Annotated in this window: 25 protein-coding genes; 10 read left to right on the top strand and 15 right to left on the bottom strand. The window is 64.0% G+C overall.

The genetic code is table 11. The features are described 5' to 3' along the window. Positions 1-8: 8 nt before the first annotated feature. Positions 9-1,310, bottom strand: coding sequence for a cytochrome b N-terminal domain-containing protein (locus tag A9K65_RS11300; protein ID WP_013529985.1), 1,302 nt, complete (start codon positions 1,308-1,310; stop codon positions 9-11). A gap of 17 nt (positions 1,311-1,327) precedes the next feature. Then, positions 1,328-1,888 (bottom strand): ubiquinol-cytochrome c reductase iron-sulfur subunit, encoded by a 561-nt coding sequence (petA, locus tag A9K65_RS11295; RefSeq protein WP_013529984.1) that lies wholly within the window; start codon positions 1,886-1,888, stop codon positions 1,328-1,330. 314 nt (positions 1,889-2,202) lie between these two features. Between petA and A9K65_RS11290 the strand changes: the two genes are divergently transcribed. Continuing rightward, entirely contained in the window at positions 2,203-2,547 is a 345-nt protein-coding gene (locus tag A9K65_RS11290; protein WP_013529983.1) for a cupin domain-containing protein, read from the top strand. A gap of 3 nt (positions 2,548-2,550) precedes the next feature. On the opposite strand, the gene A9K65_RS11285 is transcribed toward A9K65_RS11290, so the two are convergent. The 5 genes from A9K65_RS11285 to A9K65_RS11265 are packed head-to-tail and all read right to left on the bottom strand — an operon-like array spanning position 2,551 to position 7,553. Next, positions 2,551-2,862 (bottom strand): DUF6665 family protein, encoded by a 312-nt coding sequence (locus tag A9K65_RS11285; protein ID WP_013529982.1) that lies wholly within the window; start codon positions 2,860-2,862, stop codon positions 2,551-2,553. 1 nt (position 2,863) lies between these two features. After that, positions 2,864-3,343, bottom strand: coding sequence for a GNAT family N-acetyltransferase (locus tag A9K65_RS11280; RefSeq protein ID WP_084015986.1), 480 nt, complete (start codon positions 3,341-3,343; stop codon positions 2,864-2,866). Between the two features lie 4 nt (positions 3,344-3,347). After that, positions 3,348-5,231 carry an ABC transporter ATP-binding protein gene (locus tag A9K65_RS11275; RefSeq protein WP_032808649.1) on the bottom strand — a complete coding sequence of 628 codons (1,884 nt, stop codon included), beginning with the start codon at positions 5,229-5,231 and terminating at the stop codon, positions 3,348-3,350. Positions 5,232-5,241: 10 nt separating this feature from the next. Continuing rightward, entirely contained in the window at positions 5,242-7,128 is a 1,887-nt protein-coding gene (locus A9K65_RS11270) for an ABC transporter ATP-binding protein (protein WP_064994492.1), read from the bottom strand. Positions 7,129-7,157: 29 nt separating this feature from the next. Continuing rightward, complete coding sequence (locus A9K65_RS11265) at positions 7,158-7,553, bottom strand: hypothetical protein (protein ID WP_013529978.1); 396 nt, start codon at positions 7,551-7,553, stop codon at positions 7,158-7,160. A 443-nt stretch (positions 7,554-7,996) separates the two neighbouring features. On the opposite strand from A9K65_RS11265, the gene A9K65_RS11260 reads away from it, so the two are divergent. Together A9K65_RS11260 and soxR are read left to right on the top strand one after the other, a co-directional pair. Next, positions 7,997-8,455: a tRNA (cytidine(34)-2'-O)-methyltransferase gene (locus A9K65_RS11260; protein WP_064994491.1), complete on the top strand. Its 459-nt coding sequence runs from the start codon at positions 7,997-7,999 to the stop codon at positions 8,453-8,455. Positions 8,456-8,587: 132 nt separating this feature from the next. Continuing rightward, positions 8,588-9,061, top strand: a complete 474-nt coding sequence (gene soxR, locus A9K65_RS11255) for a redox-sensitive transcriptional activator SoxR (RefSeq protein ID WP_013529976.1) — start codon at positions 8,588-8,590, stop codon at positions 9,059-9,061. 103 nt (positions 9,062-9,164) lie between these two features. Here the strand turns inward: soxR and A9K65_RS11250 are convergent, their stop codons facing one another. Further along, complete coding sequence (locus A9K65_RS11250) at positions 9,165-9,422, bottom strand: hypothetical protein (protein WP_013529975.1); 258 nt, start codon at positions 9,420-9,422, stop codon at positions 9,165-9,167. Between the two features lie 114 nt (positions 9,423-9,536). On the opposite strand from A9K65_RS11250, the gene hemF reads away from it, so the two are divergent. The 3 genes from hemF (at position 9,537) to A9K65_RS11235 (ending at position 11,442) form a co-directional block, all read left to right on the top strand. Further along, on the top strand, positions 9,537-10,451 hold the full coding sequence (gene hemF, locus A9K65_RS11245) for an oxygen-dependent coproporphyrinogen oxidase (protein WP_024504549.1): 915 nt from the start codon (positions 9,537-9,539) through the stop codon (positions 10,449-10,451). 311 nt (positions 10,452-10,762) lie between these two features. Then, a complete protein-coding gene (locus A9K65_RS11240) occupies positions 10,763-11,023 on the top strand; it encodes a DUF1344 domain-containing protein (protein WP_013529973.1) in 261 nt (86 codons plus the stop codon). 233 nt (positions 11,024-11,256) lie between these two features. Next, positions 11,257-11,442: a DUF1059 domain-containing protein gene (locus A9K65_RS11235; protein WP_013529972.1), complete on the top strand. Its 186-nt coding sequence runs from the start codon at positions 11,257-11,259 to the stop codon at positions 11,440-11,442. A gap of 1 nt (position 11,443) precedes the next feature. Here A9K65_RS11235 and A9K65_RS11230 read toward each other — a convergent pair whose 3' ends face one another. Genes A9K65_RS11230 through A9K65_RS11220 form a run of 3 tightly spaced genes read right to left on the bottom strand, consistent with a single transcriptional unit; the run spans position 11,444 to position 13,970 of the window. Then, positions 11,444-12,709, bottom strand: a complete 1,266-nt coding sequence (locus A9K65_RS11230; protein WP_063172946.1) for a CCA tRNA nucleotidyltransferase — start codon at positions 12,707-12,709, stop codon at positions 11,444-11,446. Beyond that, positions 12,706-13,341, bottom strand: coding sequence for a CoA pyrophosphatase (locus A9K65_RS11225; protein WP_064994490.1), 636 nt, complete (start codon positions 13,339-13,341; stop codon positions 12,706-12,708). Before A9K65_RS11225 ends, A9K65_RS11230 begins: the two co-directional genes overlap by 4 nt. Beyond that, positions 13,341-13,970, bottom strand: a complete 630-nt coding sequence (locus A9K65_RS11220) for a DUF1285 domain-containing protein (RefSeq protein WP_024504545.1) — start codon at positions 13,968-13,970, stop codon at positions 13,341-13,343. Before A9K65_RS11220 ends, A9K65_RS11225 begins: the two co-directional genes overlap by 1 nt. Before the next feature lie 154 nt (positions 13,971-14,124). Between A9K65_RS11220 and A9K65_RS11215 the strand changes: the two genes are divergently transcribed. The 4 genes from A9K65_RS11215 (at position 14,125) to A9K65_RS11200 (ending at position 21,052) form a co-directional block, all read left to right on the top strand. Continuing rightward, the gene (locus A9K65_RS11215; RefSeq protein ID WP_013529968.1) at positions 14,125-15,129 is read left to right on the top strand and encodes a MoxR family ATPase; all 1,005 of its coding nucleotides are present in this window, start codon (positions 14,125-14,127) and stop codon (positions 15,127-15,129) included. Beyond that, a complete protein-coding gene (locus A9K65_RS11210; RefSeq protein ID WP_013529967.1) occupies positions 15,129-16,091 on the top strand; it encodes a DUF58 domain-containing protein in 963 nt (320 codons plus the stop codon). Before A9K65_RS11215 ends, A9K65_RS11210 begins: the two co-directional genes overlap by 1 nt. Further along, positions 16,088-18,910 carry a DUF4159 domain-containing protein gene (locus A9K65_RS11205; RefSeq protein ID WP_064994489.1) on the top strand — a complete coding sequence of 941 codons (2,823 nt, stop codon included), beginning with the start codon at positions 16,088-16,090 and terminating at the stop codon, positions 18,908-18,910. The genes A9K65_RS11210 and A9K65_RS11205 overlap by 4 nt, the downstream gene beginning before the upstream one ends. A 63-nt stretch (positions 18,911-18,973) precedes the next feature. After that, complete coding sequence (locus A9K65_RS11200) at positions 18,974-21,052, top strand: hypothetical protein (RefSeq protein WP_064994488.1); 2,079 nt, start codon at positions 18,974-18,976, stop codon at positions 21,050-21,052. Between the two features lie 55 nt (positions 21,053-21,107). Here A9K65_RS11200 and clpS read toward each other — a convergent pair whose 3' ends face one another. The 4 genes from clpS to A9K65_RS35640 form a co-directional block, all read right to left on the bottom strand. After that, the gene (gene clpS, locus A9K65_RS11195) at positions 21,108-21,413 is read right to left on the bottom strand and encodes an ATP-dependent Clp protease adapter ClpS (RefSeq protein WP_013529964.1); all 306 of its coding nucleotides are present in this window, start codon (positions 21,411-21,413) and stop codon (positions 21,108-21,110) included. 139 nt (positions 21,414-21,552) lie between these two features. Continuing rightward, complete coding sequence (locus tag A9K65_RS11190; RefSeq protein ID WP_027162171.1) at positions 21,553-21,918, bottom strand: hypothetical protein; 366 nt, start codon at positions 21,916-21,918, stop codon at positions 21,553-21,555. A 216-nt stretch (positions 21,919-22,134) separates the two neighbouring features. Further along, entirely contained in the window at positions 22,135-22,368 is a 234-nt protein-coding gene (locus tag A9K65_RS11185; protein WP_013529962.1) for a hypothetical protein, read from the bottom strand. A gap of 39 nt (positions 22,369-22,407) precedes the next feature. Continuing rightward, the gene (locus tag A9K65_RS35640) at positions 22,408-22,710 is read right to left on the bottom strand and encodes a hypothetical protein (RefSeq protein WP_024504541.1); all 303 of its coding nucleotides are present in this window, start codon (positions 22,708-22,710) and stop codon (positions 22,408-22,410) included. Positions 22,711-22,764 lie beyond the last annotated feature (54 nt).

The raw sequence follows: 22,764 nt of genomic DNA, 5'->3' as shown, positions 1-22,764 counted from the left end.
CTACCCGCTCAGCCTTTGGTTTCCGGAGCCGCCGTAGCGCCCGCCGGATGTCCGCTGCCGCCCTTGTTCTTCTCGAGCACCGCCTCGGTGATCGAGTTCGGCAACCGTCGCGGCGTCTCAATCAGGCCGAGCACCGGCAGCGCGATCAGGAAGAAGGCGAAGTAGAACAATGTCGCCATCTGCGCCATGAACACATAGCTGCCTTCTGCCGGCTGCGAGCCCAGCCAGCCAAGCAGGATGGCATCGGCCACGAACAGCCAGAAGAACAGCTTGTACCAGGGCCGGTAAACCGCCGAGCGCACCTTCGAAGTGTCGAGCCACGGCACCAGGAACAACATGACGATGGCGCCGAACATGCATAGCACGCCGCCGAGCTTGGAGTTGATCGGCCCGACATTGAAGGTGATGGCGCGCAGGATCGCGTAGAACGGCAGGAAGTACCATTCGGGCACGATGTGGGCCGGCGTCTTCAGCGGGTTGGCGACGATGTAGTTGTCGGGATGACCGAGATAGTTCGGCAGGTAGAAGACGAAATAGGCGAAGAAGAACAGGAACACGATCATGCCGAACGCGTCCTTGATGGTCGCGTAGGGGGTGAAGGCCACGGTGTCGGTCTTCGACTTGACCTCGATGCCCGTCGGGTTCGACTGGCCGACGACATGCAGCGCCCAGATGTGCAGCACGACAACGCCGGCGATCATGAACGGCAACAGATAGTGCAGCGCAAAGAAACGGTTCAGCGTCGGGTTGTCGACGGCAAAGCCGCCGAGCAGCAGCTGCTGGATCCAGTCGCCGACCAGCGGAATGGCGCTGAAGAAGCCGGTGATGACGGTGGCGCCCCAGAAGCTCATCTGGCCCCATGGCAGCACGTAGCCCATGAAGCCGGTCGCCATCATCAGGAGATAGATGATGCAGCCGAGGATCCACAGCAGTTCGCGCGGCGCCTTGTAGGAGCCGTAATAGAGGCCACGGAAGATGTGGATGTAGACGGCGACGAAGAAAAACGAGGCGCCGTTCGAATGCATGTAGCGCAGCAGCCAGCCCGAATTCACGTCGCGCATGATCTTCTCGACCGAGCCGAAGGCCAGATTGGTGTCGGCCGTGTAATGCATGGCCAGCACGATGCCGGTCAGGATCTGCGCCACCAGCATGATCGACAGGATGCCGCCAAAGGTCCATGCATAGTTGAGGTTGCGCGGCACCGGATAGGCAACGAAGCTGTCATAGACCAGCCGCGGCAGCGGCATGCGGGCGTCGAACCAGCGTCCGAGACCGGTTTTGGGCGTATAGGTCGAGTGTCCCTCGCTCATCGAAATATCCCCCTGCCTCAACCGATAAGGATCTTGGTATCGGAAATGAACTTGAATACCGGAACCGCCATGTTCTCCGGCGCCGGGCCTTTGCGGATGCGGCCGGCGGTGTCGTATTGCGAACCGTGGCACGGGCAGAACCAGCCGCCGAAATCGCCTTCCTGGCCAAGCGGAATGCAGCCGAGATGCGTGCAGACCTGAACCATCACCATCCAGGCTTCCTTGCCGGGCGTGGTGCGATTGGCGTCGGTCGCCGGTGCGTCGGCCGGCAGATTGGCGTTGCGGGCGATCGGATCCTTGAGATCGGCCAGCTTGACCGCCTCGCCGTCCTTCATTTCCTGTTCGGTGCGGTTGCGGACCACGACCGGCTTGCCGCGCCATTTGACGATCAGCGACATGCCCGGCGTCAGCGAGGCGACGTCGACTTCGACCGAGGCGAGCGCCAGCGTCGAGGCGTCAGGGCGCATCTGGTCGATGAACGGCCACGCGAAAGCACCCGCGCCGACCACTGCGGCCATGCCGGTGGCGACGTAGAGAAAATCACGACGGTTGGGATCCTGGGTGTCGGTTGCGCTCACGGGTGCCTGATCCTTTCGCCTCTTCCGTGCCGGTGGTTGAGCCTTGTTCCCCGCTCAATTACGCCAACCCGACAGCGCATGGCGAACAGGCTTGCGAATTCCTCCGGCATTTGGACTTCGGTTTATGCGTGAAGCCCGTTTTTGTCCAGACGGGTGAAGGCACAAGGGCAGATTGTCGCGGGGACAAAATCCGCCGCCGGTCAACACGACGCCGGATAGCCGCCAACCATCACTAAACAACCGGGAAACAACCGCAAATCCGACGCCCTTGTTCGGCTCGACACAAGGCCCCAGCCGGGTCTATCCTTGTCATCATGGCACACGTCATAGACCGCGACACCTGGGCCGTTCGCTCGGACCATTGGAAGGGCGAGTTGCAATGTGGCGCCTACGGCTCCAACTCCTGCCTGATCTTCAACTATCTGCCTGATGTCGGCGGCGGCCCGCGCCTGCACACACATCCCTACGCGGAGATCTTCATCATCCGCCAGGGCACCGGCCTGTTCACTGTCGGCGACCAGGAAATCGAGGCATCCGCCGGCCAGATCCTGATCGTGCCACCCAATACGCCGCACAAATTCACCAATCTCGGCCCAGGCCCACTGGAAACGACCGACATCCACGAGAATGGCAGCTTCATCACCGAATGGCTGGAGTGATCCCTATTTCGCGCCGAGCCTGGCCAGCACCGCTTTCGGGATGTTGTATTCACGAATGACGGCATCGTGCTTGCGCAAGCCGCACAGCTCGCGCTGGATGAAATAGCCATGCACCGCCTCGGCGGCATCCTTGAGCAGAAGGGGGCGCAGTTGCTCGTCGGCATTGTCGCGCAGCCTGGCCAGCGTTTCCTCTACCCGCTGGCCGGCGCGGCCGAGTGCTGCCGCCTTTTCCGCCAATATTTCATGGCCGAGCGCGTCGAAGGCGGCTTCGGCGGCCGAGGCGCCGGCAAGATGAGATGGCGGACGCAAGGACATTTCAGCCTCCTTTCCCGAAAACCATGCGGTGTGTGACGAACTCTTCGCCCGCCACGCGCTGAAAGCCAAGCCGTTCATAGAAACCGAAGGCTTCTTGCGGCGCGCGGGTGTTCAGCATGGCGAAATGGTGACGTGCCCTGTCGACAACGGTTTCGACCAGCATCCGGCCAAGGCCGGCGCGACGGTGGCGCGCGCTCACAAACAGGTGCCGGACCCGGCCGTGGCCCCTGCCCTCGAAATAGGGATCGATGTTCAACCCGCACACGCCGGCGAGTTCCCTTCCATACCAGGCTCCGTACAGCGCCTCCCCCCGTTTCAGGAACTTGCTGCGGCCACTTGCCCAGCCATCCGCAAGGCGTACCAGCATCCAGTAGCCCTCCAGCCGGCTCTCTTCCTTCAGCGTATCGAAGGCCGGCATGGTCGGCCGGAGCCGCTTGAGCACGTAGCCGACCTCTGGGATGGCGCCTGTCGATCCACCCATGGAGCTACTCCGCCGGGCGCGTCTCTTCGAGCACGCTGTCTTCGTGATAGAGAAAACCGCCGGACTGCCGCTTCCACAGCCGCGCATAGAGCCCGTCGAGCGCCACCAATTGGTCATGCGTGCCTTGCTCGACAATGCGGCCGCCGTCGAGCACCACCAGACGATCGAGTGCTGCGATCGTCGACAGCCGGTGGGCGATGGCGATGACCGTCTTGTTTTCCATCAGCCGTGTCAGATTCTCCTGGATCGCCGCCTCGATGTCGGAATCGAGTGCCGAGGTCGCCTCATCGAGAATCAGGATCGGCGCATCCTTGAGGAAGACGCGGGCGATCGCCACGCGCTGGCGCTGGCCTCCCGACAGCTTGACGCCGCGCTCGCCGACAAACGCCTCGTAGCCGGCGCGGTCCCTGTTGTCGCGCAAGGTCAGGATGAACTCGTGCGCCTCAGCCTTTTTCGCCGCCGCGATCACCTCCGCATCGGTCGCGTCAGGCATGCCGAGCTTGATGTTGTCGCGCAGCGAACGGTGGAACAGCGCCGTGTCCTGGCTGACGACGCCGATATTGGCGCGCAGCGAATTCTGCGTAACTTTGGCGACATCCTGGCCATCGATGGTGATCGACCCGCTCTCGAGATCGTAGAGGCGCAGGATCAGATTGGCGAGGGTCGTCTTGCCGGCGCCGGACGGTCCGACCAGCCCTACCTTCTCGCCTGGCCTGACGACAAGGTCGATGCCGTTCAGCACGCCGAAACCTTTGCCGTAATGGAACTCGACGTTCTTCACCGCGATACGGCCGCCTGCCACGACGAGTTCCTTGGCGTCGGGCGCATCGGTGAGGCCGAGCGGCTGCGAGATCAGCGCCTTGGAATTTTCCAGCACGCCGAGGTTTCGCAAGATGCTGTTGAGCTGCATCATCAGCCGGCCGAGCAGCATGTTGAGGCGCAGCACCAGCGACAGGGTGAAGGCGACCGCGCCGACGGTGATCGAGCCCTCGACCCAGAGATAGACGGCAAAGCAGCCGATCGCCGTGATCATGATGCCCGACAGCGTGGTCAGCGCCATGCGCACGCCGGTCAGCCGGCGGGTGAACGGGCGCAATGCGTCGAGATAGATGTCGAAACCGTTCCTGATGTAGCGGTCGTCGCCATCGGCCGAGAACAGTTTCAGCGTCTGCACGTTGGAATAGGAATCGACGATGCGGCCGGTGATCATCGAGCCGGCCTCAGCTGTTTCCTCGGCATGCTTGCGGATTGCCGGCAAATAGAGCTTGGCCAGCCAGCCGAAGGCGGAAATCCAGATCACCACCAGAACCGCCAGCCTGAGATCGAGGCCTGCGACCAGCGCCAGCGTCGTCACCGTATAGACGATCATAAACCAGACGACCTCGATGAAGCTTTCCATCAAGTCGCCGGTCGCCTGGCCCGCCTGCCAGACCTTTGTCGCGATGCGGCCGGCGAAATCGTTCTGGAAAAAAGCGTAGGACTGGCGCGAGACATGCCGGTGCGCCTGCCAGCGCACCAGATTGTAGAAGCCCGGCGTGATCGTCTGTTCGTCGACCAGCGCCGACAAGCCGACGACGACGGTGCGGATGACCAGCACCACCACGGCCATGAAAACCAGTTCAGGGCCGGCAGCGGCCCACAGTGCGTGCCAGCTGCGCTCGGCGGGAAGCTGGTCGAGAATATCGACCAGCCGCCCGACGAAGTAGAACAGGCCGGCCTCGACCAGCGGCGCGATGCCGCCGATGACCAGCATGGCGAAGAAGGCGAACTTCGCCTGGCCGACATAGTGCCAGAGAAAGCCGCCGACACTGATCGGTGGCCGAAGATTCGCCGGCTCCCTGAACGGATAGACCCAGTTCTCGAACCAGCGATAGACGGCTGTCATCATGCGGCGGCCATCATTCTGCGGCTTGCCCCTTTGCAAGTGCGTCGTTGGCGGCGTCGGCGGGACCGTCCTCAAGCAGGAACCCGCCCGACTGGCGCTGCCAGAGCTGCGCGTAGAGCCCGCCCTTGGCGACGAGTTCTTCGTGCGAACCTTCCTCGATGACACGGCCCTTGTCCATCACCACCAGCCTGTCCATCGCCGCGATGGTCGACAGCCGGTGCGCGATGGCGATGACGGTCTTGCCTTGCATGAGCTTGTAGAGATTCTCCTGGATCGCCGCCTCGGCTTCGGAATCAAGCGCCGAGGTCGCTTCGTCAAGGATAAGTATAGGTGCATCCTTCAACATAACGCGAGCAATGGCGACGCGTTGCCGCTGGCCACCGGACAATTTGACGCCGCGGTCACCGACATGGGCGTCGAAGCCCTTGCGGCCGCTGGCATCCGAAAGCCCTGATATGAAGTCCAGCGCCTCGGCGCGCCGCGCCGCCTCGACAAGCATCTCGTCGGTTGCATCGGGCCGGCCATAAAGGATGTTCTCGCGCACCGAACGATGCAGCAGCGAGGTGTCCTGCGTGACCATGCCTATCTGCGCACGAAGCGAATCCTGCTTCACAGCGGCGATTTCCTGGCCATCGACCAATATCTGCCCGGCTTCGAGGTCGTAGAAGCGCAGCAACAGGTTGACCAGCGTCGACTTGCCGGCGCCGGAACGGCCGACGATGCCGACCTTCTCGCCCGGCTTCACCGCCAGCGACAGGCCCTCGATCACACCCTTCTGCTTGCCGTAGTGGAAGCGGATGTCCTCGAAGCGGATCTCACCCCTGGAGACGCTGATCTCCTTCGCGTCCGGCCTGTCCTCGACAAGGCGCGGCAGCGAGATCGAGGCGATACCGTCCTGCACCGTGCCGATGTTCTCGAACAGGCCCGACATTTCCCACATGATCCATTGCGACATGCCCCACAACCTGAGCACAAGGCCGATGACCACGGCGACCGCGCCGATCGTCACTGCTTGCCCCAGCCACAGCCACAGCGCCATCGCGGTCACCGAGAACAAGAGCAGCGCGTTCAGTATGTAGAGCGAGCCGAAAAGCACTGTCACCAGGCGCATCGACCGGTAGACCGTTTCGAGAAAGCCGGACATACCGTCTTTGGCGAATGACGCTTCGCGGCGTGCATGGCTGAACAGCTTGACCGTCTGGATGTTGGAGTAGCTGTCGACGACCCGGCCCGTCATGATCGAGCGCGCATTGGCCTGTTCCTCGCCGACCTTGCCCAGCCGGGGAATGAAAAACCGCAGCAAAAGGATATAGCCGACCAGCCAAACGCCGAGCGGCGCGGCCAGCCGCCAGTCGGCCGAGCCGACGATGAGCAGCATGCCGAGGAAGTAGACGATAACGTAATTAAGGACGTCGATCACCTTGATGACGCATTCGCGCACGGCGAGAGCCGTCTGCATCAGCTTGGTCGCGATGCGGCCGGCGAACTCGTCCTGGTAGAAACTCATCGACTGCTTGAGCAGATAGCGGTGCACCTGCCAGCGGATGCGCATGGGATAGTTGCCCATCAGCGTTTGCTGGTTGAGGAGCGAATGCAGCCATACGGTGCCCGGCAGTGCGAACAGCACGATGAAGGCCATGCCGGCAAGCTTCCAGGCTTCCGTCTGCAGGAAGGTTTCGCGATTCTGCCCCGACAGCCAGTCGACGATGCGGCCGAGGAAGCCGAACATCCACACTTCCGCGATCGCGATGGCCGTCACCAGCACTGCGTCGAAAAGGATATAGGGCCAGGCGCCGCGCGTATAATGCACGCAGAAGGCAACCAGCGTCTTGGGCGGCTCGACCGGTTCCGCCGCGGGGAACGGATCGAGCCTTTTTTCAAACCAGCTAAACAACAACATAGGTCATGCCTGTGAAATGTGTTTGCCGCTTACGCGGCACGTGAGCGTACGAAGTCCCCGGAACCCATGGCGTCGAGTGCCGACGGTCCGGAATCACCCGGACCGTCGGCAATGCTTCGCGCAATATAGGGGCTCGCGGGCTTTTCGCCGACAGCTGCGCCAGACGATCCTGACGACACGGTGCCGCCAGCCCGGTTTTTCGCGCCAGGCCGGATCAGCCGGATGATCCGGCGCACCAGCGACGGCCGCCCGGGATCGGGAACCGCGCGCGAAAAATCGACATCCGGCAGCATGCCGCGATGCGGCCGGCGGCGAACCTCGGCGTGAACCGCCGACGAATAGGTGTCGCCGATCAGCAGCGCCCAGGTCGGCAGTCGGTGGATATGCAGGCTCCTCGAGCCCGGTATTCTGTAGGGATCGAACATCGGTCCGTCCTCCGTGTGAAAATCGAGATAAAAAGGCGAAGCAATATCGTCCGCCGGCATTCGCCCGGAGGCACGCATTGCATCGGTCCGGACATGACGAGTGTCGGTCCGGACAGCTTCAGTTGGGGCGTTCAGCCCTTTTGACTTTTTGAAAAACATCGCAGGATTCCTTCGGAAGCCGAAAAATCGTTTCGGCGGGAATCGGTGCGATCAAGTCTTAGAGAGTCAGGAGAATCGTCGTACCGAAACCGCCGGCAGGCAGGTAAGCCCACGAGAGGGGCGCTGGATGTGCATGGTCATCATGAATTACCCCTCCATCGGTTCGGGTTGACAATGCTGGTTGTATACCCGACTTCGCAGAAAATGGCCACCCGCAGGTCCAGCAATTTCCAAAACCGCCAAGCCGCTGTGGCCGATCCGCCACTTATTAGAAGGACGCGGAAATGAACCGTCGTCTCCGCATCGCGCTCTACCAGCCTGACATTGCCGGCAACACCGGAACAATCCTGCGCTTCGCCGCGTGCCTCGGACTTGGCGTCGACATCATCGAACCGGCCGGATTTTCGCTCTCCGACAAGGCGCTCAAGCGAGCCGGCATGGACTACCTCGAAATGGCTGCCCTGACCCGGCACGTCGACTGGCACGCCTTCGAGGAATGGCGCAAGGCTGATTCGCACCGGCTGGTGCTGCTGTCGACCAAAGCCACGACGGCCTACACCAGCTTCAGCTTCGCGGACGGTGACGTCCTCCTGTTCGGCCGCGAATCCGCAGGCGTGCCGGATCCTGTCCATCAGGCGGCGGATGCGCGCCTGACCATCCCCATGCAGGATACGGCGCGCAGCATCAACGTGGCGCTCTCCGTCGCCATGGTGGTGGGCGAAGCCATCCGGCAACTCGGATAACGGCACTCCGTCTCCCGACATCTCGACCCAGGCGCACATCGCCTTCTCCTTCGTTTGCACATCCAGGGTTTCTTCGCTACAAGCTCAACTTAACTTGAGGTCAAGCAGAAAAATCGGGACGGAAAATCAGACATGGCGCCTGTAACGGAATTAACGGTTGGCCAGGTGGCCATGCGCAGCGGGGTGGCGGTGTCGGCGCTGCATTTCTACGAGGCCCGCGGCTTGATCCGCAGCCACCGCACGTCGGGCAACCAGCGCCGCTACGGCCGCGACGTGCTGCGGCGCGTGGCGATCATCAAGGTCGCACAGGAGGTCGGCATCTCGCTGGCCGAAATTGGTGCCGCACTTGAATCACTGCCCGAAAGCCGCACGCCGACGCGCGACGACTGGAACCTTTTGTCGACCGCCTGGCGCGACGGGCTCGATCACAAGATCGCCCAGTTGAAGAAACTGCGCGACGGGCTGACCGACTGCATCGGCTGCGGCTGCATGTCGATCGACAAATGCCCGCTGCGCAACAAGGGTGACCGGCTGGCACGCGAGGGAACGGGGGCAAGGAGGCTGGTCGCTCTTCCTTCTCCCCGTTCACGGGGAGAAGGTGCCTGAACGCAGTGAAGGCGGATGAGGGGCGGCGCCAGCATTGAGAGGTTCGCGCCGCCCCTCAACCTGCCTGCCGGCACCCTCTCCCCGTAAACGGGGCGACGAAATCCTAGTCGGCCGCAGGCAACCGCCTGATGGTGAACTCGATCAGGTCGCCCGGCCGCTCGAACCAGCTTTCGATCTCGGTCCAGTAGGCCTGCTTGGGAAAGCGCTCGAACCATTCCTTGGCCTTGAGCCGGGCATCGGAGCGTGGCAGCACGAAGGTCTCGCGCAGGAAACCGTCGCGCGGCATACGCACACGCTCGGCACGGCTTTGGTCGAGCCTTTTCTTTAGGCCATCCAGCGGCGGTCTTGCCGGGGTGCGCACGAAACAACTCCTTGCACCGTAATGACACTTGACCCTGTCACCTAAGAGATTAGGGATCGCGCCGGCAAAAGACGAGTCATTTGTGGGACTCGCCGCCCCAACCGGAGACGGCATTTGGAACGACCAGAAATACCGGCGGGCCTGCCCGCCGACATCGAACAGAAGAAGATGAAGGCGCGCCTCTGGTTCGAGGCGCTGCGCGAACGCATCTGCGCCACCTTCGAGCAGATCGAGCAGGATCTTGGCGGGCCGCTGGCCTCGTGGTCGCCCGGCCGCTTCGAAAAGACGCCATGGGAACGTGACGAGGGGCGCGGCGGCGGCGGCACCATGTCGATGATGCACGGTCGCGTCTTCGAAAAGGTCGGCGTCCACACATCGACCGTCCATGGCGAGTTCTCACCCGAATTCAGGAAGCAGATGCCCGGTGCCGAGGAAGACCCGCGCTTCTGGGCATCCGGCATTTCGCTGATCGCGCACCCATGGAATCCCAACGTTCCGGCCGTGCACATGAACACGCGCATGGTGGTCACATCCAGCCAATGGTTCGGCGGCGGTGCCGATCTGACACCGGTGCTCGATCGCCGCCGCACCCAGGACGACCCCGACACGGTCGCCTTCCACCGCGCCATGCAATTCGCTTGCGAGAAGAATGTCGCGGTGGCCGATTACCCAAAATTCAAGGCCTGGTGCGACGAGTACTTCTATCTGTCGCACCGCAACGAGCCGCGCGGCACCGGTGGCATCTTCTTCGACTGGCTGCATTCGGGTGAGGACAAGGGCGGCTGGAATGCCGATTTCAACTTCGTCCAGGATGTCGGCCGCGCTTTTCTCGTCGTCTACGGCCACCTTGTGCGCGCCAACTTCAACGAGAACTGGACCGATGGCGACCGTGACGAACAGCTCATCCGCCGCGGCCGCTACGTCGAATTCAATCTGCTTCACGATCGCGGCACCATATTCGGACTGAAGACCGGCGGCAATGTCGCCGCCATCCTCTCCAGCCTGCCGCCCGAGGTCCGCTGGCCGTAACAAAATGGTGAGCCCGACGTGAGCCGCATTGATGTCCCATTCGCTCGAAATGGGCATGGAATGTGGCACACGGTGCGGCGAAAAATTTCTTTTTCGTCTAATAGGTTCTTGAAAAGACTGGTCTATTTGTGGCGCGGGGTCGGGAAGCGCCGGCGGTTCGCCTGCGCGCAATTTCAGGAAAGTGCGAAACGGCTTTCCGACCGGAATTGCGTCAAGACAAAGCGAGCCGCGACCCGACGCGACCGGACGGCCCAAGACGACGCGGGACATCTTCGTCAAAAAGATACCCGCCTTTCCAGGAGTACTTCGCAATGCGCAAGATCATTGTTTCGGCGGCCGCCGCTGCCCTTCTCGCTTCCGGTTCGGTGGCGTTCGCCGCCGTCAAGCACACCACCGGGACGATCAAGACCTTTGACACGACGGCCATGAGCCTGGTCCTCGACGATGGATCGTCTTTTACGCTTCCCAAGACCTTCAAGGATCCTGGCCTGCAGGTCGGTGAAAAGGTCCGTGTCTCATGGGACATGAGCGGCAAGAAAAAGATTGCCGAGGCTGTCAAGATCGCCAAGTGAAGGCCTGCCCGCCAAAACGGGACGAGACGATGTCTGGCCCTGTTTCGGGGTAGTGTTTAGAGGGCGGAGCGATGCTGCTCCGCCCTTTTGCCGTTGACGGCAACCAATACCACCCCATCTGTGTTATGCTTCTCACCCGTTCGCGGTCCGCGGTTTCAACCCTGGAACCGGACATGAGCCAAAAAAAGTGCCGGAGCCTCGACCAGGCTCCACGGAGGAAAAGGAGAAATCTCATGAAGGAATTTCACTGCGGGTCGCTCGTGCCCGGCTGTGACTGGCACACACGTGCCGACGAGGAAGCCGAGGTCATGCGCCGTGCCGTCGAGCACATGCGCGAGACACATGGCGAGACGGTCATCCGCGAGACGATGATCGAGGCGATCCGTTCGCGCATCGAAAAGACCCGCGACGCGGCCTGATCTACCCGGCCTGCAAGGCTTCGGCGGCGCGCTTGAGGAGCGCGTCGCGATCAGGGGCAAACCCGGCTTCGACCCATTCCGCTTCGAGATTCCTCAGGATTTCGCCGAGTTTCGGGCCTGGAGTTGCGCCGAGCGCCGTCAGATCGGCACCTTTCAGCGGAAACAACGGCTTTTCCCATTTGGTGGCGAAGCCAAGCAGGCGCGAAAAGCCACCGGCTTCGAGCAGCGCCTCATTGTCCTCGACGGCGCGCATCCTGGCTGCCGCAAGCGACAGCCGCAGACGGTCGACAAACCCCTGCCGGTCGCCGCGATAGAGCCTTTTTGCCAGTTCGCCCTCGGTCGTCTTCGGCTCGACGGCGGTGGCGAGCGCCCAGTGGCGCAGGCGATCCGCTTCGGCGGTCGAGAGTTTGAGCCGCTCGGCGAGCGTCTTCATGCGAGCGGCATCGGGCGGCACGATCGCTTCCAGTCTGAGCAGCGGGTCGGGTGCCCAGCCCAGATCCTTGCCGGCCTTGGCCAACCCATGGATGGCATCGATGCCCCATTTCTCGCTTTCCGGCAGCGCCGCGGTCAAGACACCTGCCTGCCGCATCCAAAGCAGCGCCCGTGACGGATCGGGCGCCGACAAAAGTTTCTTCAGTTCCGACCAGATTCGCTCGGACGAAAGCTGGGCCAGCCCTTCCTTCAGACGGGCGCAGGCTTTCAGCCCCTCGGCGTCCGGCCGTCCGTCGCCGTACCAGGCGAAGAAGCGGAAGAAGCGCAGGATGCGCAGGTAGTCTTCGCGAATGCGCGCTTCCGGGTCGCCGATGAATCGCAGCCGGCGCGCCTCGATGTCGGCAATGCCGCCGACCAGGTCGACCACCTTGCCATCGGCCTCGGCATAGAGCGCGTTGATGGTGAAGTCGCGCCGCTCGGCATCGAGCTTCCAGTCGCGCCCGAACGACACTTTCGCGCGCCGCCCGTCGGTTTCGATATCGGCGCGCAAGGTGGTGATTTCATAGGGCTTTCCACCGGCAACCACGGTGATTGTCCCATGCTCGATACCGGTTGGCACCGCCTTGAACCCTTCCGCTTCGGCGCGGCGGAGGGTTTCCTGCGGCAAGCAGGTGGTGGCGATGTCGATGTCGGCGACCGGCTGGCCCATCAGTGTGTTGCGCACCGCGCCGCCGGCGACTCGCGCCTCTTCACCGCCTTCGGCCAGTGCGAACAGCAGGCGCTGCAGATGCTTGTCGGTGAGCCAATCGGCCCTGCCCGCGATCGAGACACTCACGCATAGAGCCTTTCATAGAGAGTACGAATGATGCCGGCGGTGACGCCCCAGATGCGCCGGTCGCCGTAAGGCATGTCGTAGAAGAACCATTCGAGATCGTTCCACATACGGCTGTCGCGCTTGTGGTTGGCCGGGTCCATCAGGAAGTGCAGCGGCACTTCGAAAGCGGCATCGACCTCGTCTGCGTTGAGCGTCAGTTGGAAACCGGGCCGCACGATGCCAAGCACCGGGGCGATGCGGTAGCCGCTGCCGGCGACATAGTCGGGCATGCGGCCGATGATCTCGATGCGATCTCGGCCAAGCCCGATCTCCTCGAAGGTCTCGCGCAGCGCCGCCGCCTCAGGGCTCGGATCGGTCGGATCGATAGTGCCGCCGGGAAAGGCCACCTGCCCCGAATGGCTGCGCAGCTTTTCGGCCCGTTTGGTCAGAAGAACCGTCGCATCGCCCTCATGATCGACCACCGGGATCAGCACCGCGGCATTGCGCAGCGCCTTGCCCTGGTTGAGGCGCGGATGGCCGGGGTTGAAGCGATGGTCGCCATAGTCGTCGTCGCCTGCATGCGCATCGGGCTGCACGGCAAAGCGCGCGCGAAAATCCGCGGATGAAAACGGCGCCGGCGTCGCCTGGTCCATCACGCGCTCAACCGCTTCAACTGGTCCGCCGGCATGATCGGGAACACGGCGCCCTTGGAGCGCACCGCGAACATCGTCTCGCCGTCGATTTCGATCTCCTCGCCATGCCCGACCAGTTCATACATCACCGGCCGCGCCACCAGCGCCTCCAGACGGCCACGCACCAGCACATAGGGCTTCAACCCGCCGGTCTCGTTCTCGTCGACAAACCGCAGCGGCCGTTGCGGCCCGGCTTCGACGACGTCGCCGACATTGGTGCGGAAGGTGATTGTCTGCGCCTCGCCGCTGCCCGAAACGTCCATTTCGACGGCGATGAACGGCGCATCGGCGACGCGGATGCCGACCTTTTCCACCGGTGTCACCAGATAGGTCCTGCCATCGGCGTCCTTGCGCAGCACCGAGGAGAAAAGCTGCACCAGCGGCATGCGCCCGATCGGCGTGCCCAGATAGAACCAGGTGCCGTCGGCCTTGATCTCCATGTCCAGATCGCCGCAGAAGTCGGGATTCCAGCGTTCGACAGGTGCCGCGCCCTTGCCGGCACGGGCGGCGCGCGAGATCAGCGCCTCGAGACCACGCGCCTCGGTGGCATCAGTCAGGCTTTCTTCACGATGTCCCAAGGGTCCCGTCATGGTCACGAAATAGTCACTGTTGTTCCGCTTGTCAGCCTAAGTCTGTGATTTAAGTTTCGATGTAGGCGCCACGCGAGGCCGAATCGCGGCAACTTATGGTATGGTGCAGCCGTTGTTCCAGCCATGGTATTCCAACCACAAGGATCGATGCGGCATGAGCGTGATGGTCAAGGAAAGCCCGATCAGCGAAAAGGACATGATCGCCGAGGCCGAAAAGGCGCTTGCCGACATCTCCCGGATCCGCGACGGGGTCGGCCGGGTCATCTTCGGACAGGAAAGCGTCGTCGAGCGCACGCTGGTGGCGCTGCTGGCCGGTGGCCATGCGCTGCTGGTCGGGGTGCCGGGTCTCGCCAAAACCAAGCTGGTCGAAACACTTGGCATCGTGCTCGGCCTCGATTCGCGTCGCATCCAGTTCACGCCGGATCTGATGCCGTCCGATATCCTCGGCTCCGAAGTGATGGAGCAGGACGAGACCGGAAAACGCTCCTTCCGCTTCATCTCCGGGCCGATCTTCGCCCAGCTGCTGATGGCCGACGAGATCAATCGCGCGTCGCCGCGCACCCAGTCGGCGCTGCTGCAGGCCATGCAGGAATACCACGTCACCATTGCCGGCGCCCGCCATGACCTGCCGGCGCCCTTCCACGTGCTGGCAACCCAGAACCCGCTGGAGCAGGAGGGCACCTATCCGCTGCCCGAGGCACAGCTTGACCGCTTCCTGATGCAGGTGGACATCCTCTATCCCGAAATCGAGGCGGAGCGCCGCATCCTTCTGGAAACCACCGGCATCGAGGACGCGAAAGCGCAAAACGTGCTGCAGCCGGTGCGGCTGAAGGAGATCCAGACGCTGATCCGCCGCATGCCGGTGCCTGAAAGCGTCGTCGAGGCGATCCTGACGCTGGTGCGCTCGGCGCGTCCCGGCCAAGGCAATGCCGAGACCGACAAGAACGTCGCCTGGGGTCCCGGCCCGCGCGCCAGCCAGGCGCTGATGCTGTGCACAAGGGCGCGCGCGCTTTACGACGGACGGCTGGCGCCCTCGGTCGACGACGTCCGTGCGCTGGCCGAGCCGGTGCTGCAGCATCGTATGGCGCTGACCTTCGCCGCCCGCGCCGAAGGCACCAGCGTGCGTGACGTGGTGGCGAAACTCGTGAAAGGGATTTGATGCCGCGCATCGGCGAGGTCCAGGCTCCGGCAGCGACGCGCGACGCGCTCGCCCGTGGCCGGTTGCGGGCCTCGCTTGTGCCAGACCTGCTGGTCGAGGCGCGGCGCATCGTCAACACCGTGATCGCCGGCTGGCACGGCCGCCGCAAGCGCGGCATCGGCGAGAATTTCTGGCAGTTCCGCCCCTACGTCGAGGGTGATTCCTCGCGCATCGACTGGCGCCGCTCGGCCCGCGACGACCACACCTATGTGCGCGACCGCGAATGGGAAGCCGCCCATACCGTCTGGCTGTGGGCCGACCCCTCGCCGTCGATGCTCTACAAATCGACAGGCGCCAGCGTTTCCAAGCAATCGCGCGCGCTGGTGCTGGCGCTGGCCATGGCCGAGCTGTTGTCGCGCAGCGGCGAACGCATCGCCTGGCCGGGCCTCACCGACCCGTTCACCGCCCGCAACGGCGCCGAACGCATTGCCGCCCAGTTGATGCATGCCGGCGAGCTGCCGGCAAAACCCGACCTGTCCGACATCAGGCGCTTCTGCGACATCGTCATCGTCAGCGACTTCCTCGATCCTGTCGAGGAGACGATGGCCTGGCTCGACGTGCTGGCCCGCCACGGCGTGCGTGCCCACCTGATCGAGGTCGCCGACCCGGCCGAGGAGACCTTCCCCTATGCCGGCCGCACCGAATTCACCGATCCCGAGACCGGCGACAAGCTGACCGCCGGCCGCGCCGAAATGCTGGGTGATGAGTATCGCCTGCTCTACACCGCCCGCCGCCACGAACTGGCCGCCTGGTGCAAGCGGCTTGGCTGGAGCTTTACCGTCAACCACACCGATCGGCTGGCCTCCGACGCGCTGGTGCGGCTGCACATGGCGATGACCACTGATGGCCCCTCGGTCAGGCCGACCGCTGGCGGTCGTGCCGGCATCGCTGGTGGCGATCGGCCAGGAAAGGCTGTCGCATGAGTTGGCTGCCGCTCTCCTTTGGCGCCCCCATGGTGCTGTGGGGCCTGCTGGCACTGCCGGTGATCTGGTGGCTGCTCAGGCTGACGCCGCCCAAGCCGCAGACCGAGATCTTCCCGCCGCTGAAGATCCTGGCGCGCGTACTGAAGCGCGAGGAGACGCCGCAGCAGAGTCCGTGGTGGCTGACGCTGCTCAGGCTCTTGATGGCGGCCCTCATCGTCGCGGCATTGGCCGACCCGGTCTTCAATCCGCGTGAAAAGCTGCCGGCCGAAGGAGCCGCCCTTGCCCTGGTCATCGACAATGACTGGGCAAGTGCCGCCGACTGGGGCAAACGCGTCGCCACCGCCGAGCGGCTGATCAACGACGCCGGCTCCAACGGCGTGCCGGTCGTCATCGCCTTCACCGCCGAAAAAGCCAATGCCGAGATCGGCCCGTTCGATGCCGCCACCGCCCTTGACCGGCTGCGCGCCGCCAAGCCGCGGCCGATCCCGACCGACCGGCCCGCCGTCTATGCCCGCGTCGCCGGCGTGCTGGAGACCTTGCCCGGGGCCAGTGTCGCCGTGCTTGCCGACGGCCTGGCGGCAAAAGGCGATGAAGCCGCCTTCAACACGCTTTTGTCGAAAAATGCCGCCCGTGTCGTCTGGGCAACCGCCGACAGGCTGTCGCTGACGGGCCTGACCGCTGCCGATAACCAGGTCGACGGCTTTGCGCTGACCGCCATCCGCGCGCCGGGCGACCCTGCCCCGGCGCAGGTCACCGCCGGCGCCTTCGACGACAAGGGCCGCCGCATCGCCGATGCGACGCTGACCTTTTCGCCTGGCGAAACCACCGCCACCGGCACCATGGCGGTGCCGTTCGAATTGCGCAACGACTTCGCTTCGATCGCGCTCGACGGCGAGCGGCAGGCCGGTGCGGTGCGCGTGCTCGACGAAAGCTCCAAGCGTCGCCGCGTCGGGCTGCTGTCGCAGGCCGAGGCCGACCAGGCGCAGCCGCTTTTGTCGCCGCTCTACTACATCAGGCGGGCGCTGCAGCCCTTCGCCGATCTGGTCGAACCCTCCAGCGCCGACCTCGCCGACGCCATCCCGCAGATCCTCGACCAGAAGCCCGCGATGATTGTCATGGCCGATATCGGCACCATTCCCGGACAGGTCCGGCAGAGACTTGTCGATTGGGTCGACAATGGCGGCACGCTGGTGCGTTTCGCCGGTTCGCGGCTGGCCACGGCGGGCGATGACGACGATTTGCTGCCGGTCCGCCTGCGCACCGGCGAGCGTTCGCTCGGCGGCGCGCTGTCATGGACGTCGCCGCAGCCTGTCACCGAATTCCCCAAGGCCGGCCCGTTCGCCGATCTGGCGCCGCCGACCGAGGTCACTGTCAGCAGACAGGTGCTGGCCGAGCCGACACCCGATATCGTCGAGCGCACCTGGGCGGCCCTTGCCGACGGCACGCCGCTGGTCACCGGACTGAAGAAAGGCAAGGGCACGCTGGTGCTGTTCCACGTCACCCCTGAGGCAACCTGGTCGAACCTGCCGATCTCCGGCAGCTTCGTCGAGATGCTGCGCCGCATCGTGCAGCTGTCGCGCAACCAGGGCGCTGCCATCGCCAATGCCGAAGCCGCCGCGGCGTCGCTGGCGCCCTATCGCATGATTGCAGCCGACGGCTCGCTGGTGCCGCCGACGCCGGATGCACGGCCGCTTGTACCGGGCGCCGGCGCGCTGCCGGTGACTTTTGAAAACCCGCCCGGCCTTTATGGTTCCGAGACGGGTGTGTTTGCCCATAATCTGCTTGAAGCCGACAGCACGCTGGCCCCGCTGGCGCGCCCGCAAATCACTGTTCCCGTCACCTCGATCCAGTATGCCTTTGACGAATCGCGCAATTTGAAGGGCGCGCTGGTCGCGGCCGCCCTGGTGCTGATGCTGCTCGATACGCTGGCGGTATTCTGGATGGGCGGCCTGTTCTCACGCCGACCGCGCCGCGCCGGTGCCATGGCAACCACCGCCGCGGTCCTGATTGCGCTGGGTAGCTTGTTCGGTCATGCCGACCTTGCCCGCGCCGACGACGCCAAGCCGGGTGACGAAATTGCCATCGAGGCGATTTCGAAGACCCGCATCGCCTATGTGCTGACCGGTGTGCCGGGCGACGATTCGATCAGCCGTGCCGGGCTCGAGGGCCTGACCCGCTTCCTGGTCGAAAAGACGGCCCTTGAACCGGGCGCACCAGCCGGTGTCGACATTTCGAAGGACGAGCTGTCGTTCTATCCTTTGATCTACTGGCCGATCGATCCGGCCGCCCCGATGCCGAGCCAGGCCGCCATCGCCCGCATCGACGCCTATATGCAGCAGGGCGGCACGGTGCTGTTCGACACCCGCGACCAGTTCGCCAACGGCATCGGCGCCGATTCGACCAGCCCGGCGACGGAGCGGCTGCGCGACATCCTCGGCAACCTCAACGTGCCGCCGCTGGAGCCGGTGCCGTCCGACCACGTGCTGACCAAATCCTTCTTCATCCTGCCCGAATTCCCCGGCCGCTTCGCCGGCAGCCCACTGTGGGTCGAGGCGTCGCTCGACGCCAGCAATGCCGAGAACCGGCCGGTGCGCACCGGCGACGGCGTCTCGCCTATCATGATCACCGCCAATGATTTTGCCGGCGCCTGGGCGGTCGACGAGAATGGCGATCCGCTGCTGCCGACCGTACCGGCGGACCCGATGCAGCGCGTCTACGCGCTGCGCGCCGGCGTCAACATCATGATGTACATGCTGACCGGCAACTACAAATCCGACCAGGTGCACGTGCCCATACTGCTCGAACGGCTGGGGCAGTAAGATGAGTTTGTTTGGTGCCCTCCGGTCGCGGATAAACCCTCCCCAAAAAGAGGAGGGTAAGGAATGAACTGGTCGATTTCCTTCGAACCGCTGATCTCCTGGCCCCTGTTGGCCTTGGCGCTGGTGCCGCTGGCGCTGCTGGCGCTTGTCGGCCTGTGGTTTCGCCAGCGCGGCTCGGTCTTCCGCTTCATCGCCCTTTTGGCGCTCGCCGCCGCTTTGTTCAACCCGGTGTTCCTCAACGAGGAGCGCGAGCCGCTGAAAAGCGTTGTCGCCCTCGTCGTCGACCGCAGCCAGAGCCAGGATATCGGCGATCGCACCAAGCAGACCGACGAGGCGCTGGCCGGGCTGCAGCAGCGGCTTGGCCGCTTCAAGCAGTTCGACGTGCGGGTCGTCGAGGCCGGCAAATCCGAGGCCGCCGAAGAGCGCACCGAGACACGGCTGTTCGGCGCGCTTGAAGGCGCCTTCCGCGACGTGCCGCCGTCACGCATCGGCGGCGCGATCATGATCACCGATGGCGAGGTCCATGACGCGCCGCCGGGCGCGCCCGATTTCAACGCCCCGCTGCATGCGCTGATCACCGGCAATGACCACGAAAAGGACCGCCGCATCCGCTTCGAGAACGCGCCGCGCTTCGGTCTTGTTGGCAAGCCGCTCGACATGACCTACCGCGTCATCTCGACCGAAAACGAGACTGGCCCGGTCGATGTGCGCGTCTCGGTCAATGGCGAGCAGGTCGCCGTCGAGCACGCCACCGTTGGCCAGGCCATGCCGCTGCAGGTCACCATTCCGGGCGCCGGCCGCAACATCGTCGAACTCGCCATCGATCGCGAGCCAGGCGAACTGACCGACACCAACAACCGCGCCATCGCACTCATCGACGGCATTCGCGAGAACCTGCGTGTGCTGCTCGTCTCCGGCGAGCCGCATGCCGGCGAGCGCACCTGGCGCAACCTGCTGAAATCCGACGCCTCGGTCGATCTTGTCCATTTCACCATCCTGCGGCCGCCGGAAAAGCAGGATGGCACGCCGATCAACGAATTGTCGCTTATCGCCTTCCCGACCCGCGAACTGTTCGTCGAGAAGATCAAGGATTTCGACCTCATCATCTTCGACCGCTACCAGCATCGCGACGTGCTGCCGATCCTCTATTACGACTACATCTCCGAATATGTCGAAAAGGGCGGCGCGCTGCTGATCGCGGCCGGCCCCGAATATGCCGGCGAAAGCTCGATCGCGCGCACGCCGCTGATGGCCGCCCTGCCGGCGATGCCGACCGGCGAAGTTGTCGACAAGGCCTTCTATCCGCGCCTCACCGAACTCGGCCAGCGCCACCCGGTGACGCGTGGGCTCGATGGCTCGGCCACCGAGCCGCCGCACTGGAGCCGCTGGTTCCGCACCATAGGCGTGCAGAACTCGGAAGGCGAAGTGGTCATGAAGGGCGCCGACAACCGGCCGCTGCTGCTGCTCGACCGCAAGGGAGAAGGCCGCGTCGGCATGCTGCTGTCCGATCAGGGCTGGCTGTGGGCGCGCGGCTTCGAGGGCGGCGGCCCGCATGTCCAGCTTTATCGGCGCATCGCGCACTGGCTGATGAAGGAGCCGGAGCTCGAGGAGGAGCGGCTGACCGCCGATGGTCGTGGCATGGTGCTGGAAATCCGCCGCCAGACGATGGCCGACGATCCCGGCGCCGCGCAGATCATCACTCCGTCCGGCAAAACCTTGACGGTCAAGCTCGACAAAGCCGAGCCCGGGGTCTTCCTCGGCAGCGTCGAGACCAGCGAGATCGGGCTCTACCAGGTCGCCAATGGCGACCTCACCGCGCTCGCCCATGTCGGGCCGGTCAACGCACCGGAATTCGCCGACGTCATTTCCACCGAAAACCGGCTGAAGGCGCCGGCGGAAGCCACCGGCGGCAGCGTGCGCCGGCTGGCGTCTTCCACAGCCCTTGGCAGCGACGTGACGCTGCCTTCCATCGTGCCGGTGCGCTCGGCTGGTGCCGCATCCGGCAGCGACTGGATCGGCCTGCGCACGACAGACGACAGCGTGCTCAAAGCCGTCTCGCGCGTGCCGCTGTTCGGCGGCTTCCTCGGCCTCGGCCTGCTGCTTCTGGCAATGGGTTCGATGTGGTACCGCGAGGGACGGTAGCGCGGCGCTCTTTTTCCTTCTCCCCTTGTTGTGGGAGAAGGGAAAGCCCCCTGCTCTACTCCTCCGGCTCCGTCGTGAACATCAGCGGATAGCCCTTGGCCTTGCCGGCATCGGTGGCGCGCGTCGCCTTGGTCTCGGCGACATCCTTGGTGAACACGGCGACGACGCAGACGCCACGCCGATGCGCAGTGATCATCACCCGGTGCGCTTGGTCCTCGCTGAGTTTGAACTCGCCCTTCAGCACCGTCACCACGAATTCGCGCGGCGTGAAATCGTCGTTGATGAGGATGACCTTGTAGAGTTTTGGCCGTTCGACTTGCGGCTTGATCTGGGTACGCGGTTTTGTGGTGATTTCAGGCATCGGAACCGACAGTTTTGCGTAAGCGACGTGACCGCCATTCTGGCACCGGTGAAAACGGTCGTCCATTTTGATCGACGCGCGAAACCGGTGTCCGCCGACGCGGCCATTCACAATCATGTGGGAAAGTGTCGGTTGCCGTTCAACGGCCCTGGCGGCCGAATATGCGACGGCCGGGAATCTGCCGCACGGCCGCAGCGGGCGGTATATCGGACCGAAAACGGTTTCCGCCGGCATCCGCCCGGCGTTCCAGCCAGGTCGCGATCGGCCACGCGGCGACGCAGATCAACGTCGCGCCGGTCAGCACGACCAGCAGCCAGGTCTGTGCCGGCGTTATGTAGTCCCAGTTGGTGGAAATCGCCGGCGCGAACAGCGAAGGCTCGGTGCGTCCGCTGGCCGGATCGGGGACCGGGCTGGCGGTGAACAGGATAAGCACTCTGGCGAGGCCGGTGGCAACCAGACCGCCGATCACCATCGAGCGCAAAATGGACGAAAGCCGCTTCTTCATGCGGATTGTCCTACACGGCCGGCGTTGCAAACGGGTTAAGTGTCAGTCGAGGCGGAAGCTGCCGGTGCCAGACTTCGCCAAAGATCAGTTGAACCCATCGACCCGCTTCATCGCCAATGTCAGGGCTTCAGCGGCTCGGACAGGAAGAAGGCCGCTCCAACCGAAACCAGCTGGAGCGGCCTTGGTCAACAGGCCGGCATTTTATGCCGGACCTTATCAGGTCTTCGGGGCGTCCTTCTTGACGGCCTTCTCAGCAGCCTTCTTGTGCTTCTTGACGGTCTTCTTGACGACCTTCTTCGGAGCAGCCTTGGCCGGAGCGGCAGTCGCCGGAGCGGTGGTCGTCGAAGCAGCCGGAGCAGCGGTCGTGGTGGCGGCGGCGTTGCCGAGAGCCGGCATCGCGAAAGCGAGAGCGACGGCGAGACCGGTTGCGGAGAGGATGGACTTTTTCATGGCTTCGTTTCCTTTTTATGCGGGTCAAGTTTCGGAGCGTTACTGAACCGGGTCGTTCGGCGTCACTCCAAGCAGCTTCAAAGCATTGGCGAGCATCCGGATGCCCTGTGCCTGTTTCTTGGCGGCGCAGTACCGGTTGCCCTTTCTCTGAAGTGCCTTTGCCGCGGTGACCTGCGTTGCCGTGGCATGGGTTTCGAGGGCTTCATCAAATTGGTGGCTGAGATTGGCGCACCGTTCGCTCCGGGTTGTGAGCGTCGCCTTTGCGTCCGATTGTCCGACAGCGGCAGTGACCAGGCAGAAGCCCAGCAACGCACCCAACAAACTGATCGACAACCTTGGCATCGGTTTATCCGTAAACCCGGAGACTAGCGTCGCAGCCGATGACCTGACCGCCAC

The organism is Mesorhizobium sp. WSM1497 (assembly GCF_001672455.2).
In the GTDB taxonomy this organism is placed as follows: Bacteria; Pseudomonadota; Alphaproteobacteria; order Rhizobiales; family Rhizobiaceae; genus Mesorhizobium; species Mesorhizobium ciceri.
This window is presented reverse-complemented; position numbering and strand designations above follow the sequence as displayed.